The organism is Pseudomonas shiyinii (assembly GCF_056725765.1).
Map to the genome: position 1 here is coordinate 1,686,354 of NZ_CM161522.1, position 12,926 is coordinate 1,699,279.

Sequence of the window (12,926 nt, forward strand, 5' to 3'; positions counted from 1 at the left end):
ACACACAACGAGAGAACGATATGCTCGATTCCAAACTGTTACGCGGCCAACTTCAGGAAGTGGCGGATCGCCTGGCCTCCCGTGGCTTCAGCCTGGATGTCGCGCGCATCGAATCACTGGAAGAACGCCGCAAGGCGGTGCAGACCCGCACCGAGCAACTGCAGGCCGAGCGTAATGCCCGTTCCAAGTCCATCGGCCAGGCCAAGGCCAAGGGCGAGGACATTGCCCCGCTGATGGCCGATGTCGAGCGCATGGCCAACGAGCTGGCCGCCGGCAAGACCGAGCTGGACGGCATCCAGGCCGAGCTGGACGCGATTCTGCTGACCATCCCCAACCTGCCGGACGCCAGCGTGCCGGTCGGTGCCAGCGAAGACGACAACGTCGAAGTGCGTCGCTGGGGTACCCCGAAAACCTTCGATTTCGAGATCAAGGACCACGTCGCCCTGGGCGAGATCAGCGGTGGCCTGGACTTCGAAGCCGCGGCCAAGCTGTCCGGCGCCCGCTTCGCCGTGCTGCGCGGCCCGATCGCCCGTCTGCACCGCGCCCTGGCGCAGTTCATGATCAACCTGCACACCGGCGAGCACGGCTACGAAGAGGCCTACACCCCGTACATGGTGCAGGCGCCGGCCCTGCAGGGCACCGGCCAGCTGCCGAAGTTCGAGGAAGACCTGTTCAAGATCAGCCGCGAAGGCGAGGCCGACTTCTACCTGATCCCGACCGCCGAGGTGTCGCTGACCAACCTGGTCGCCGACCAGATCCTCGACGCCAAGCAGCTGCCGATCAAGTACGTTGCCCACACCCCTTGCTTCCGCAGCGAGGCCGGTGCCTCGGGCCGCGATACCCGCGGCATGATCCGCCAGCACCAGTTCGACAAGGTCGAGATGGTCCAGGTGGTCGAGCCGTCCAAGTCCATGGAAGCCCTGGAAGGCCTGACCGCCAACGCCGAGCGCGTGCTCCAGCTGCTGGAGCTGCCATACCGCGTGCTGGCGCTGTGCACCGGCGACATGGGCTTCGGCGCGGTGAAGACCTACGACCTGGAAGTCTGGGTGCCGAGCCAGGACAAATACCGCGAGATCAGCTCCTGCTCCAACTGCGGCGACTTCCAGGCCCGCCGCATGCAGGCCCGCTGGCGCAACCCGGAAACCGGCAAGCCGGAGCTGGTGCACACCCTGAACGGTTCCGGCCTGGCCGTGGGCCGTACCCTGGTGGCGGTGCTGGAGAACTACCAGCAGGCCGACGGTTCGATCCGTGTGCCGGATGTACTCAAGCCCTACATGGGCGGTGTCGAGGTCATCCGCTAAATGGACTACCTGCCGCTGTTCCACAAGCTGCAGGGCGGCCGGGTACTGGTCGTCGGCGGCGGCGAGATCGCCTTGCGCAAGGCGCGCCTGCTGGCCGATGCCGGCGCCGCGCTGCGGGTGGTCGCGCCGGACGTCGACGGCCAGCTGGCCGCGTTGGCCCGAGAGGGCGGCGGTGAAGTCCTGGTGCGTGGTTACCAGGCCGGCGACCTGGACGGTTGCCGCCTGGTGATCGCAGCCACTGATGATTCCGGGCTCAACGCCCAGGTCTCGGCTGATGCCCAGGCGCGCAGCCTGCCGGTGAATGTGGTGGATGCGCCGGCCTTGTGCACGGTGATCTTCCCGGCCATCGTCGACCGCTCGCCCCTGGTGGTGGCAGTGTCCAGTGGCGGCGACGCGCCGGTGCTGGCACGGCTGATCCGTGCGCGCCTGGAGGCCTGGATTCCAGCCGCCTACGGCGAGCTGGCCGGGCTGGCGGCACGGTTTCGCGACAAGGTCAAGGCGTTGTACCCGGACGTCAACCAGCGTCGGGGTTTCTGGGAGGATGTGTTCCAGGGGCCGATCGCCGAACGCCAACTGGCCGGGCAGGGCAGCGAGGCCGAGCGCCTGCTGCAGGCCAAGGTCGATGGCGCGGCGGTGCAGCAAGGGGGCGAGGTGTACCTGGTCGGTGCCGGCCCGGGTGACCCGGACCTGCTGACCTTCCGTGCCCTGCGCCTGATGCAGCAGGCCGACGTGGTGCTGTACGACCGCCTGGTGGCGCCCGCCATCATCGAGATGTGCCGGCGCGATGCCGAGCGGATCTACGTGGGCAAGCGTCGTGCCGACCATGCAGTGCCCCAGGAGCAGATCAACCGCCTGTTGGTGGACCTGGCGCGCCAGGGCAAGCGCGTGCTGCGGCTCAAGGGTGGCGACCCGTTCATCTTCGGCCGTGGTGGCGAGGAGATCGAAGAGCTGGCCGAGGAGGGTATCCCGTTCCAGGTGGTGCCGGGTATCACCGCAGCCAGTGGTTGCTCCGCCTATGGTGGCATTCCGCTGACTCATCGCGACTATGCCCAATCGGTGCGTTTCATCACCGGCCACCTCAAGGACGGCACCAGCAACCTGCCCTGGCAGGACCTGGTGGCGCCGGCCCAGACGCTGGTGTTCTACATGGGGCTAGTGGGGTTGCCGACCATCTGTGCCGAGCTGATCCGCCATGGGCGCGCGGCCAGTACGCCGGCGGCGCTGGTGCAACAGGGAACCACCCGGCATCAGCGCGTGTTCACCGGTACCCTGGCGGACCTGCCCGAGCTGGTAGCGCGGCACGAGGTGCACGCGCCGACGCTGATCATCGTCGGTGAAGTGGTGCGGTTGCGCGACAAGCTGGCCTGGTTCGAAGGGGCGCAGCAGGGCAGTTGAATCGATGGGGCCGCTGTGCGGCCCTTTCGCGGCACAAGGCCGCTCCTACGACCCCCTGTAGGAGCGGCCTTGTGCCGCGAAAGGGCTGCAAAGCAGCCCCGTTTTGATCAACCCTGCCAGATCCCTTTTTCCACCAACCGCTCCCGATCATGGGGCTGGTTGAAATCCTGCAGCGGCCCCTTGGGCACGATCCCGTTCGGGTTGATGGTCTTGTGGCTCAAGTAGTAGTGCTTCTGGATATGCTCCATGTTCACTGTGCCTGCCACGCCCGGCCACTGGTACAGCTCACGCAGCCAGTTGGACAGGTTCGGGTAGTCGGCCAGGCGCCGCAGGTTGCACTTGAAATGCCCGTGGTACACCGCATCGAAGCGTACCAGGGTGGTGAACAGGCGCACATCGGCTTCGGTCAGGTACTCGCCGGCCAGGTAGCGCTGGCGGCCTAGCAACGCCTCCAGATGGTCCAGCTCGGCGAACACTTCGTCGAAGGCGGCCTCGTAGGCATCCTGGGTGGTGGCGAAGCCTGCGCGGTATACGCCGTTGTTCACTGCCGGGTAGATGCGCTCGTTCAGCGCATCGATGGTCGCCCGCAGCGGCTCGGGGTAGAGGTCCAGGCGGTTGCCGGTCAGTTCGTCGAAGGCGCTGTTGAAGATGCGGATGATCTCGGCCGACTCGTTGTTGACGATGCGCTTTTCCTGCTTGTCCCACAGCACCGGCACGGTCACGCGCCCGGTGTAGTGCGGGTCGTCCTGGGTGTAGCGCTGGTGCAGGTACTGCAGGGCGTCCAGGTGGTCGCCGGTCGAGCCCGTCTGCTGGTCGAAGGTCCAGCCATGTTCGCCCATCAACCAGCTCACCACCGAGACGTCGATCAGCGGCTCGAGGCCTTTGAGGGCACGGAAGATCAGGGTACGGTGGGCCCAGGGGCAGGCCAGCGAGACGTACAGGTGATAGCGCCCGGCTTCGGCGGCGGGCAGTTGATTGCGGCGTTGGGCGTTCTCGCGCTGGAACGCGCCGTCCTTGCTGTTCTGGTACCACTGGTCATGCCAGCGGCCGTCGATCAAAAGGCCCATGGTGAGCTCCTCGGAACAAAGTCGTTTGTCGTTGGAGCTCAGTCTAGGCAAAAGCGTTCGAATAAATAGCGCAAAGACCGCGCCATTCAGATCGATTTACTCGATGTGTTTGCGATTCGCCCAATAGCGGCGCGCCGTTTCGAACGCCTGTTCCCGGGGTTGACCAAGGCCACGCAGGGCCAGGGCCAGGGTGGCGACCACGGCCAGTTCGCCATAGCTGTCCTCGGCTTCGCCACGCCACACCGCGAGCAGGTGCTCCGGTTGCAGGCTGGCTGGCTTGACGTGGCGTTGGGCGCTCAATGCCGGCCATTCTTCGTCCCAGGCTTCGCCGGCAGTGGTGCCGTAGAGGTGGCTGATGGCATCGGGATTGACCTCGATCTCGCCGCCGTCACCCTTGATCACCACGGCAGGGTCGCCCAGCAGGCGGCTGGCTTCGCGGTGTACGGCCTGATAGCCGGGATGGAAGATGCTCTGCAGGCCGCAGCGGGCCCCCAGGGGGTTGAGCACGCGGGCCAGAGAATGGATGGGGGAGCGCAGGCCGAGAGTGTTGCGCAGGTCGATCATCCGTTGCAGCTGGGGTGCCCAATCCTGCAGGGGCGCGAAGGCCAGGCCGTGTGTGCCCAGGGCCTTGTCCACCGACGGCCAGTCTCGGCACAGGGGGATATCCAGCAGGCCCAGCAGCTGCTCGCTGTACAGGCGCCCGGCGGTATGCGCGCCGCCGCCATGCATGAGGATACGCGTGCCGTTGGCGGCCAGGCATTTGGCCGCCAGCAGGTACCACGGCAGGTGGCGCTTCTTGCCGGCGTAGGTGGGCCAGTCCAGGTCCACGGCGATGCTGGGTGCCTGCAGGTGCGCACGCAGGGCTTCGGTGAAGCCGGCCAGCTCCTCGGCGCTTTCTTCCTTGTGCCGCAGCAGCATCAGGAAGGCGCCCAGCTGGGTGTCCTCGACCTTGCCTTCGAGCAACAAGGTCATGGCCGCACGGGCCTCTTCGCGGGTCAGGCCGCGGGCGCCGCGCTTGCCTTTGCCGAGAATACGCACGAATTCGGCGAAGGGGTGTTCGGCTGGGGTTTGCAGGGTGAGCGGGCGCAGCTCGGAGGGGCGTTCGGTCATATGCAATTGGTCGGCTTGGGCAGGCCCGCGAGCTTCGCGGCAAGTTTGGCGGGAGTGCCGTTGAACAGGCGGTTCAGGTGCGGGCTGTTGCCCTTTTCCGGGCCCAGCTTGAGTGCGGTGTACTTGATCAGCGGGCGCGTTGCCGGCGAGAGCTGGTATTCGGCGTAGAACTGGCGCAGCAGTTCAAGGACTTCCCAATGGTCGCCGGTCAACGGAATGCCTTCGCGCTCGGCCAGGGCTTCGGCGACGGGGTGGGACCAGTCTTGCAGGTCGACCAGGAAGCCGTCTTTGTCCAGGGCGATCTGCCGATCACCGACAGTCAGAATGCTCATAGCCAGCTGTTGACCTTGTCGTGATGCAGGGAAAGCTCGACGAACGCGGGATAGTCCACCGTCTGGGCCAGCGGGCTGTCGATGGCGCGGGCCTGCAGGTCTTCGGCAAGGGCGAACAGGCGGCCCTGCAGGCCGGCGGCCTGTAGTTTGCGCAGCGGCTCGCTGCCTGGGCGCAGGGCATAGACCGCATCGCCGCACAGCAGCAGGGCGTCATCGGTACCCAGCAGGCGTAGGCAGCTGTCCAGGCGGTTGTCGCCGAAGGGCGAGTGGCTGATTACATGCAGGGTCGTCATCAGAGCGTCACCACCTGGTCGAAACGGGCAATCAGGGCGGCCAGGGCCGCATCGTCCAGCACCTGTACCGGCAGCTCCAGGGCGTCACCGGCCAGGCCGCGTTCGGCCAGGCTGTGGCCACAGGCGAACAGCTCATCGACGCCGAACATCGGCAGTGCCTGGAGGTTGGCAGCCAGGTTCTTCTGCTGCAGCGCTGCAGGCTGCTGCCCTGGGGCGAGCTGGAACACACCGTCATCGAGGAACAGCATGCCCAGCGGCAGATCGAAGGCACCGCCGGCCAGGGCAATGTCCAGTGCCTCGCGGGCGGACGGGCCGTTCCAGGGCGCCTGGCGGCTGATGATCAACAAGGATTTGGCCATCTCAGTCGCCTCCGAAGCAGACCAGACGGTCGGCGGTTTGCGCGGCTTCATGCAACTGCCCAAGGCCCGACAGCTCCCAAGGCTTGGGCAGGTTCACCGCCGGGCGCTGGTAGCGGTTGGCTTCGGCTTCGTCGAGCACGCCCCGGCGCAGGGCTGCGGCGATGCACACCACGGCATCGAGCTGGTGAGCCTCGATGAAGGTACGCCACTGGGCGGCGATGTCCTGTTCGTCCTGGGGCGCGACCACGTTGGCCGAGGCGCTGTGTACCCCATCCTGATAGAAAAACAGCCGGGCAATCTCATGCCCGCCTGCCAGCGCGGCCTCGGCAAAGCGCAGAGCACGGCGCGAAGAGGGCGCATGGGCTGGTGAAAACACCGCGATAGCGAATTTCATGGACAACTCGTGCAAAGTAATGCGGCCATGATAAAGCAAAAAGCCCGCGCAGGCAGGCGCGGGCTTTGTCGACTGGCTAGGTGCCTGTCAGGCGTTTTCCTTGCTCTCCGGCAGGAACCAGTTCAGCACCAGGGCACAGATGCCACCGGTGGCCACCCCCGACTCCAGCACATTGCGCAGGGCTGACGGCATGTGCGCCAGGAACTCCGGCACCTGGGCCACACCCAGGCCCAGGGCCAGGGATACGGAGATGATCAGCAGCGCCCGGCGGTCCAGGCGGGTGCTGGCCAGGATGTTGATCCCCGAGGCCGCCACCGCCCCGAACATCACCATGGCCGCGCCACCGAGCACCGGCTCCGGCACTGCCTGGATCACCCCGGCGACGCTCGGGAACAGGCCCAGCAGCACCAGCATGATGGCGATCCATACGCCGATATGGCGGCTGGCAATGCCGGTGAGCTGGATGACGCCATTGTTCTGGGCAAAGATCGAGCTGGGGAAGGTGTTGAACACCCCAGCCAGCAGCGAGTTGGCGCCGTTGACCAGTACGCCACCCTTGATGCGTTGCATCCACAACGGGCCTTCGACCGGCTGGCGCGAGACCTTGCTGGTGGCGGTGACGTCACCGATGGCTTCCAGGGCGGTCACCAGGTAGATCACCAGCATCGGGATGAACAGCGCCCAGGAGAAGCTCAGGCCGAAATGCAGGGGCATCGGTACCTGGAACAGCGCCGCCTCGTGCATGCCGGTGAAGTCCAGGCGACCCAGGTAGCCTGCCAGGGCATAGCCCACGGCCAGGGCGATGACGATGGCGCAGCTGCGCATCCACACCACCGGAATGCGGTTGAGCACCACGATGATCGCCAGCACCACGCCCGACAGCAGCAGGTTCTCACCGTTGGCGAAAGTGCCATTGCCCATGGCGGTGAAGCCACCGCCCATGCTGATCAAGCCGACCTTGATCAGGGTCAGACCAATCATCAGCACCACGATACCGGTCACCAGCGGCGTGATCAGGCGTTTGACGAAGGGCAGGATGCGTGACACGCCCATCTCCACGAAGGAGCCGGCGATCACCACACCGAAGATCGCGGCCATCACGCCTTCCACCGGCGTGCCTTGCTTGACCATCAGCGCGCCACCTGCGATCAGGGGCCCGACGAAATTGAAGCTGGTGCCCTGCACGATCAGCAACTCGGCACCGAACGGCCCGAAGCGCTTGCACTGGACGAAGGTGGCGATACCGGAAATCACCAGCGACATGGACACGATCAGGTTGGTATCGCGCGGCGACACGCCCAGCGCCTGGCAGATCAGCAGGCCCGGGGTGACGATCGGGACGATGATCGCTAGCAGGTGCTGCAGCGCAGCCAGCAGGCCGATCAACGGCCGTGGCTTGTCCTCGAGGCCGAGGACCAGTTCATTGACAGGCGCCGTCGCGCCCGGCCCGTGTTCGATGGAACTCATGGGAAAGCTGCCCCGGTAGAAAAAAGGAGCGCATTCTACGGGGCGAGGCGGGTTTGGGGTAGGGGGAGAGCTGGCTTGCCCCACGATAGGGTGCGCATCACCCACAAGAAAGCCCGCCGAAGCGGGCTCTTGTTGCGTCGAGGCCGATCAGTCGTCGCGGCCCATGAGGCCGAACAGCTGCAGCAGGCTGACGAACAGGTTGTAGATCGATACATACAGGCTGATGGTCGCCATGATGTAGTTACGCTCGCCGCCGTGGATGATCGCGCTGGTCTGGAACAGGATGCACACCGACGAGAACAGCACGAAGCCCGCGCTGATCGCCAGTTGCAGACCGCTGATCTGGAAGAAGAAGCTGGCCACCACGGCGCCCAGCAGGACGAAGAAGCCTGCGGTGATGAAGCCGCTGAGGAAGCTCATGTCCTTGCGGGTGATCAGCACGTACGCCGACAGGCCACCGAACACCAGGGCGGTCATGGCGAAGGCCGAGCTGACTACTTCGGCGCCACCGCTCATGCCCAGGTAGCGGTTGAGGATAGGGCCGAGGATGAAGCCCATGAAGCCGGTGAGGGCGAAGGTGGACACCAGGCCCCAGACCGAATCACGCAGCTTGGCGGTGAGGAAGAACAGCCCGTAGAAACCGATCAGCACCACGAATACGTTCGGGTAGCCGACGCGCATCTGCTGGGCCACGAAGGCCATGACGCCGCTGAAGGCGAGGGTAAGCGCCAGCAGGCTGTAGGTATTGCGCAGGACACGGCTGACCTCCTGCTGCTCGGCCTGCTGGCCGTGTTGTACGGCATAATCCTGTTCGCGCATGGCGACACTCCTTGATGAAACCTGTGGGGTTGAAACGTATGGTTGCAATGAGGATATCAGAGCTGCCGCAACCCGCGACACAGAGAGTTTGACAGCTTGTTTCATTACGGTATGATTGCCGCCGCAAAGCAAGCTGGAAGCGTGGCCGAGTGGTTTAAGGCAACGGTCTTGAAAACCGTCGATGGGCAACTATCCTAGAGTTCGAATCTCTACGCTTCCGCCATATTTCTCATCAAAGCCCCTGAAAATGGGGCTTTTTTGTGGGTGGTGCATTGTCGCGCTTACAACGTCCGTAGCATCTCCCAAAACGATGCCCCCACCCCAAGAATGCTCTCACCAGCAATCAACCCCGCTGCCGCTGTAATCGCAAACCGTTCAGTGACGTTCGGCCAACGACAGCTGACCAGCCAGGTAAGTACTGCCCCCAAACCCATCATCATGCTGATCGACGCCGGTAATATGAAGGCCAACCCCAACGCGGCGGTACTCGGCAGCCAGCGAGCCGCCCGTTGCGGCAGCAGGCTGTCCAATGCGCCCAGCAGCACGCCAACAAAGCTACCGGCCACGATCGCGAAGCGGATTTCCGGGGAAAGTGCCTGCAGCCCCTGCGTCAGCGTTTGGGCCACGGCCTTCCAGGTCGCTACCGCCGGTGCGGGCCACTGCTGGGTGAGCAGCAGGGCCTGCGGATCGGGAATCAGCGTCAGGTAGACCAGTACGCCAAACACGCTGCCGATAAGGATTCCGATGCATTGCGCGATCAGCTGCTTGTGCGGCGTGGCGCCGATCGCCTGGCCGACCTTGAAGTCGTTCATCAGGTCGGTGGATTGCCCGGCCGCGCCACCCGCCGTGTTGGCGCTCATCAGGTTGATGGTCACCTGGCCTGGGGCGATCAAGCCGAAGCTCAATTGTGACAGCTTGCCGATAGCACCAATCGGCGCGATGCCGGTGGCGCCGACCACGCGCGCGGCGACCACGGCCAGGCAAACCGCCAATGGAATGCTCAACAGGGCCATCCACCAGTCGATCCCGAACAGTAGCGCTTGCAGGGGCACCACCAGCGCGATGGAGAGCAGCAGCCCGGAAGCAGGCCAGGGGGAGAATCGTATCTTGGTGCACGGTGCGCGAGTTGCCCTAAGGTCGGCGGGCGATCGTCGATGCTCTTGCAACAGCCGAACCGCCAACGACGTCAGGGTCGCACAAACCATCAGGCTCACGCCGGGCCACAACAACCATTCCACCAGTGCGGCAAACTGTGGGCCGCTGGCGTCTGGGGTGAACACCACCAAGCCATGGTCGATCAGCCCCGGCGCTAGCCCGCCCCATGCCAGCACGGCGCCGAACAGCAGCGTAAGACCCACGCGAATGCCGATGATGCTGCCAAAGCCGATGAGCATCAGCGAAGGGTCGGCCGTGAAGGTCAGGCGTTCTAGCGTAGAGGTGGGCGACCAACGCGGTATCGCCCAGGCGAACACGTCAACCCATTTCACCGACCCTGACAGCAGCGCGGCGCTGAAAAGAACCCTGATTCGCGTCATGGCTTCCCGCCCGTGGTTATAGATCTGTTGCAGCGTTTCCAGGGTAGCCATGCCTTCGGGAAACTTCAGGTTAGGGTCGGCGAGCAGAGTGGGGCGCAGATACCAGGCGATCCAGATGCCCAAAAAACTCACGGAGAAGACCCAGGCCATCATTGGCACCGGGTCCAGTTGGTGGCCGGTGAGCAGCGTATACGCGGGGATGGGTGCGACAAGCCCGCCGGAAACGATGGAGGCGGAGGCCGAGGCCACGGTTTGGTTGATGTTGCTTTCGTGCAGTGACCATGCCGGGCGGCCCTTTCTGCTCCCCGCCAGGCCCTGCCAAAGGGCAAAACCGACCAGCAAGGCGATGATCGACATGTTGAACGACCAGCCGATCTTGAGCCCCGCATAGACATTCGATGGCGTGAGCAAGATGCCCAGCACCATGCCGGTGAGCACCGCCCGCAGGCTCAGTTCACGTTCTACGCGAATCGTGGGAAGAACTGTGGGTGGAGCATGTCCCATGGCAATCCTTTGTAGAAGTTGTAGGCGCCGTCTGGGTTACTGAGTTCCGAATGCCATTAAGGTTCACCGCGGGCCCTCTATCAGCGGCGGCTTGGGGACATAGCGGCTTGTCACGATCGCTATTTATCTGCAGATCAAGTCGGCCCGGCAGCACGCTGCCGAGCCGAAAGGCATCAACGTTGCGAATCGAGCGCTTCGTGCTCGGTCACCACCTGCTGGGCCTTGGCGTAGCTTTCGATCAGCAGACGGTAGTGCGGGAAGATCAAACTGTAGGCCTCGGCCCACTGCGCGGCATCCGGGCGATTCCACGTACGCTGGATTTCCGAGGCGACTGCGGCGGTATCCATGGGCACCACGCCTGCCTGGACGACCCGGGCCAGCGTGATTTCCTGGGCAGCCTTGGAATAGGTGCCGGAGGCGTCGATCACGGCGAATACCCTGTAGCCGGCATTGACCGCGGCAATCGCGGGGAAGGCCATGCATACGCTGGTGATGGTGCCGGCGATGACCAGGGTCTTTTTACCCGTAGCCTCCACGGCGGCGACGAATTCAGGGTTGTCCCAGGCGTTGATCTCACCCTTGCGCGCCACGTACTGCGCATGGGGGGCGGCCTCATGGATTTCGGGGATCAGCGGGCCGTTGGGGCCCTGTGGTACCGAGGCGGTGGTGATTACCGGGATTTTTGCCAACGTGGCGATCTTGGCCAAGGTGATGGCGTTACTGCGCAGTTCGGTCATGGGCATGTCCTTGACCGTCTGGAAAAGGCCGCTTTGATGGTCGATGAGCAGTATGGCGGTGTCGTCTGGGTCGATCACCGGGCGCTGGCCGTTGAAGTTGGCAATTTGAGCGAAGTTGGTCATGTCGGTTTCTCCTGAGAGGGCATCCAGGCCGGTAAACCCGCGCCTCCTGCGCGAGCGTTCATCCAGGCTTGGCGATGCCTGAGCCTGGGGGCAGATCACGGAGAAAACGATATAGGTGGAACAATTGCCTCGGTAGGCCTTAAAACTTAGTATCAGTGTTCCACGAAAGGAACACTGAAATGGACGATCTCAACGACCTTTATTATTTTGCCCAGGTGGTGGAGCACGGCGGTTTCACTCCGGCCGGACGCGTCTTGGGCGAACCCAAGTCGAAGCTGAGCCGGCGCATGGCCGCGCTGGAGGCGCGCCTGGGCGTGCGATTGATCCAGCGTTCCACGAGGCATTTTTCGGTGACGGAAATCGGCCAGGTGTTCTACCGTCACTGCGTAGCGATGCTGGTGGAGGCGGCTGCAGCCTCCGAGGCTGTCGAGCGGCACCGTTCCGAACCACGCGGGGTGGTGAACCTGAGCTGCCCCACGGCGCTGTTGAACTTCTGGGTCGGCCCGATGCTCGCACGTTTCATGGTGCAGTACCCGCTGGTGGAGTTGCACGTACAGAGCACCAACCGCCAGATGGACCCGATCCAGGACAGCATCGACATCGCTCTGCGGGTGCGCTTCCCCCCGCTGGAAAGCAGTGATCTGGTCATGAAGATACTGGGTGAAAGTCGGCAGTGCGTGGTAGGTGCCCCAGCATTGCGCGAGCGCCTGCCGGCAACGCCGGCACCTGGCGATGTAGCGGCCCTGCCCACGCTTCACTGGGGGGCTGTACAGCGGGATTACCATTGGCAACTGGAAGGCCCTGAGGGGGCCAGCGCCCAGGTTCGCTACCAGCCACGACTGGTTACCGATGACCTCGTCGCCCTGCACCAGGCCGCGCTGGTGGGCGCCGGTGCGGTGCATATGCCCGCCGTCGTGGTGCGCGAAGACTTGAATGACGGCACGCTTGTGAACCTGCTACCGGATTGGGCGCCCCGGACTGGGGTGGTCCATGCAGTCTATGCCTCCCGTCGCGGTTTGCTTCCCTCAGTGCGGGCTCTTCTGGATTTTCTTGGCGGCGAATTTGCCACCAGCGGAATCAGCTAGTTCGGGAATGGCAGTGGTGAGTGCAATCTGCCGTACCACGCCTCTGGGTTTGCTCAAGTCTCCGAGTGAAACCGGTTCGTCTCGCAGCCTTACCCCTCAGGTGGTGTCACCCCACAGATAAAGTCATCTGACCCCAACCGGTGCGAGCCATATTCTACGACATAGCCCTCGCCGCGCCGCTGCGCTTCTGCCCGGGCCGTCTGCTGGTCGGCATAGACATCCACGAAATGCCAGGGGTGCCGGTCTCTCAGTACGCCCCAGCCCAGGACCCTGCCTTCATGATCAGGGTCTGCTGGAAGGTTCTTGGCCAGGCTGCGAATGCTCATATACCCCTCCGTGATACTGGCAAGGCTCAACGCTACTACGCTGCGAACACGTCCCGTTACTGGCTTTGCATCCACCTGG

Annotated in this window: 14 protein-coding genes and 1 tRNA gene; 4 read left to right on the forward strand and 11 right to left on the reverse strand. The window is 64.2% G+C overall.

All coding sequences use genetic code 11. The features are described 5' to 3' along the window. The first annotated feature begins 20 nt into the window (after nucleotides 1-20). Complete coding sequence (serS, locus tag ACXHGZ_RS07740; protein WP_084855700.1) at nucleotides 21-1,301, forward strand: serine--tRNA ligase; 1,281 nt, start codon at nucleotides 21-23, stop codon at nucleotides 1,299-1,301. After that, nucleotides 1,302-2,696: a siroheme synthase CysG gene (gene cysG, locus ACXHGZ_RS07745; RefSeq protein ID WP_480463167.1), complete on the forward strand. Its 1,395-nt coding sequence runs from the start codon at nucleotides 1,302-1,304 to the stop codon at nucleotides 2,694-2,696. A gap of 107 nt (nucleotides 2,697-2,803) precedes the next feature. Here cysG and ACXHGZ_RS07750 read toward each other — a convergent pair whose 3' ends face one another. From ACXHGZ_RS07750 to ACXHGZ_RS07785, 8 genes are all read right to left on the reverse strand, one after another. Then, nucleotides 2,804-3,763 carry a glutathione S-transferase family protein gene (locus ACXHGZ_RS07750; RefSeq protein ID WP_480463169.1) on the reverse strand — a complete coding sequence of 320 codons (960 nt, stop codon included), beginning with the start codon at nucleotides 3,761-3,763 and terminating at the stop codon, nucleotides 2,804-2,806. Nucleotides 3,764-3,859: 96 nt separating this feature from the next. Next, nucleotides 3,860-4,873 carry a glycosyl transferase family protein gene (locus ACXHGZ_RS07755; RefSeq protein WP_480463170.1) on the reverse strand — a complete coding sequence of 338 codons (1,014 nt, stop codon included), beginning with the start codon at nucleotides 4,871-4,873 and terminating at the stop codon, nucleotides 3,860-3,862. Further along, a complete protein-coding gene (locus ACXHGZ_RS07760) occupies nucleotides 4,870-5,205 on the reverse strand; it encodes a TusE/DsrC/DsvC family sulfur relay protein (RefSeq protein ID WP_084855696.1) in 336 nt (111 codons plus the stop codon). Before ACXHGZ_RS07760 ends, ACXHGZ_RS07755 begins: the two co-directional genes overlap by 4 nt. Beyond that, nucleotides 5,202-5,498 carry a sulfurtransferase complex subunit TusB gene (tusB, locus tag ACXHGZ_RS07765; protein ID WP_480463171.1) on the reverse strand — a complete coding sequence of 99 codons (297 nt, stop codon included), beginning with the start codon at nucleotides 5,496-5,498 and terminating at the stop codon, nucleotides 5,202-5,204. Before tusB ends, ACXHGZ_RS07760 begins: the two co-directional genes overlap by 4 nt. Beyond that, nucleotides 5,498-5,857 carry a sulfurtransferase complex subunit TusC gene (tusC, locus tag ACXHGZ_RS07770; protein ID WP_224458690.1) on the reverse strand — a complete coding sequence of 120 codons (360 nt, stop codon included), beginning with the start codon at nucleotides 5,855-5,857 and terminating at the stop codon, nucleotides 5,498-5,500. Before tusC ends, tusB begins: the two co-directional genes overlap by 1 nt. 1 nt (nucleotide 5,858) lies before the next feature. Next, a complete protein-coding gene (gene tusD / locus ACXHGZ_RS07775; RefSeq protein ID WP_224458691.1) occupies nucleotides 5,859-6,251 on the reverse strand; it encodes a sulfurtransferase complex subunit TusD in 393 nt (130 codons plus the stop codon). An 87-nt stretch (nucleotides 6,252-6,338) separates the two neighbouring features. Then, the gene (locus tag ACXHGZ_RS07780; RefSeq protein WP_480463172.1) at nucleotides 6,339-7,718 is read right to left on the reverse strand and encodes a nucleobase:cation symporter-2 family protein; all 1,380 of its coding nucleotides are present in this window, start codon (nucleotides 7,716-7,718) and stop codon (nucleotides 6,339-6,341) included. 147 nt (nucleotides 7,719-7,865) lie between these two features. Further along, nucleotides 7,866-8,537 carry a Bax inhibitor-1/YccA family protein gene (locus ACXHGZ_RS07785; protein WP_084855691.1) on the reverse strand — a complete coding sequence of 224 codons (672 nt, stop codon included), beginning with the start codon at nucleotides 8,535-8,537 and terminating at the stop codon, nucleotides 7,866-7,868. A 135-nt stretch (nucleotides 8,538-8,672) separates the two neighbouring features. Between ACXHGZ_RS07785 and ACXHGZ_RS07790 the strand changes: the two genes are divergently transcribed. Continuing rightward, a tRNA-Ser gene (locus ACXHGZ_RS07790) sits at nucleotides 8,673-8,760 on the forward strand. Nucleotides 8,761-8,818: 58 nt separating this feature from the next. Here the strand turns inward: ACXHGZ_RS07790 and ACXHGZ_RS07795 are convergent. Then, nucleotides 8,819-10,576 (reverse strand): OPT family oligopeptide transporter, encoded by a 1,758-nt coding sequence (locus ACXHGZ_RS07795; RefSeq protein WP_480463174.1) that lies wholly within the window; start codon nucleotides 10,574-10,576, stop codon nucleotides 8,819-8,821. 173 nt (nucleotides 10,577-10,749) lie between these two features. Beyond that, nucleotides 10,750-11,436 carry a hydrolase gene (locus ACXHGZ_RS07800; protein WP_480463175.1) on the reverse strand — a complete coding sequence of 229 codons (687 nt, stop codon included), beginning with the start codon at nucleotides 11,434-11,436 and terminating at the stop codon, nucleotides 10,750-10,752. Nucleotides 11,437-11,615: 179 nt separating this feature from the next. Between ACXHGZ_RS07800 and ACXHGZ_RS07805 the strand changes: the two genes are divergently transcribed. Next, the gene (locus ACXHGZ_RS07805; protein WP_480463177.1) at nucleotides 11,616-12,521 is read left to right on the forward strand and encodes a LysR substrate-binding domain-containing protein; all 906 of its coding nucleotides are present in this window, start codon (nucleotides 11,616-11,618) and stop codon (nucleotides 12,519-12,521) included. A gap of 89 nt (nucleotides 12,522-12,610) precedes the next feature. On the opposite strand, the gene ACXHGZ_RS07810 is transcribed toward ACXHGZ_RS07805, so the two are convergent. Then, entirely contained in the window at nucleotides 12,611-12,847 is a 237-nt protein-coding gene (locus ACXHGZ_RS07810) for a hypothetical protein (protein WP_480463178.1), read from the reverse strand. Nucleotides 12,848-12,926 lie beyond the last annotated feature (79 nt).

Coding starts and splice junctions, on each gene's coding strand:
- ACXHGZ_RS07805 (WP_480463177.1), top strand. CDS start 11,616: ATGGACGATCTCAACGACCTTTATTATTTTGCCCAGGTGGTGGAGCAC.
- ACXHGZ_RS07755 (WP_480463170.1), bottom strand. CDS start 4,873: ATGACCGAACGCCCCTCCGAGCTGCGCCCGCTCACCCTGCAAACCCCA.
- cysG (WP_480463167.1), top strand. CDS start 1,302: ATGGACTACCTGCCGCTGTTCCACAAGCTGCAGGGCGGCCGGGTACTG.
- ACXHGZ_RS07780 (WP_480463172.1), bottom strand. CDS start 7,718: ATGAGTTCCATCGAACACGGGCCGGGCGCGACGGCGCCTGTCAATGAA.
- tusD (WP_224458691.1), bottom strand. CDS start 6,251: ATGAAATTCGCTATCGCGGTGTTTTCACCAGCCCATGCGCCCTCTTCG.
- ACXHGZ_RS07795 (WP_480463174.1), bottom strand. CDS start 10,576: ATGGGACATGCTCCACCCACAGTTCTTCCCACGATTCGCGTAGAACGT.
- tusC (WP_224458690.1), bottom strand. CDS start 5,857: ATGGCCAAATCCTTGTTGATCATCAGCCGCCAGGCGCCCTGGAACGGC.
- serS (WP_084855700.1), top strand. CDS start 21: ATGCTCGATTCCAAACTGTTACGCGGCCAACTTCAGGAAGTGGCGGAT.
- ACXHGZ_RS07760 (WP_084855696.1), bottom strand. CDS start 5,205: ATGAGCATTCTGACTGTCGGTGATCGGCAGATCGCCCTGGACAAAGAC.
- tusB (WP_480463171.1), bottom strand. CDS start 5,498: ATGACGACCCTGCATGTAATCAGCCACTCGCCCTTCGGCGACAACCGC.
- ACXHGZ_RS07785 (WP_084855691.1), bottom strand. CDS start 8,537: ATGCGCGAACAGGATTATGCCGTACAACACGGCCAGCAGGCCGAGCAG.
- ACXHGZ_RS07750 (WP_480463169.1), bottom strand. CDS start 3,763: ATGGGCCTTTTGATCGACGGCCGCTGGCATGACCAGTGGTACCAGAAC.
- ACXHGZ_RS07810 (WP_480463178.1), bottom strand. CDS start 12,847: ATGAGCATTCGCAGCCTGGCCAAGAACCTTCCAGCAGACCCTGATCAT.
- ACXHGZ_RS07800 (WP_480463175.1), bottom strand. CDS start 11,436: ATGACCAACTTCGCTCAAATTGCCAACTTCAACGGCCAGCGCCCGGTG.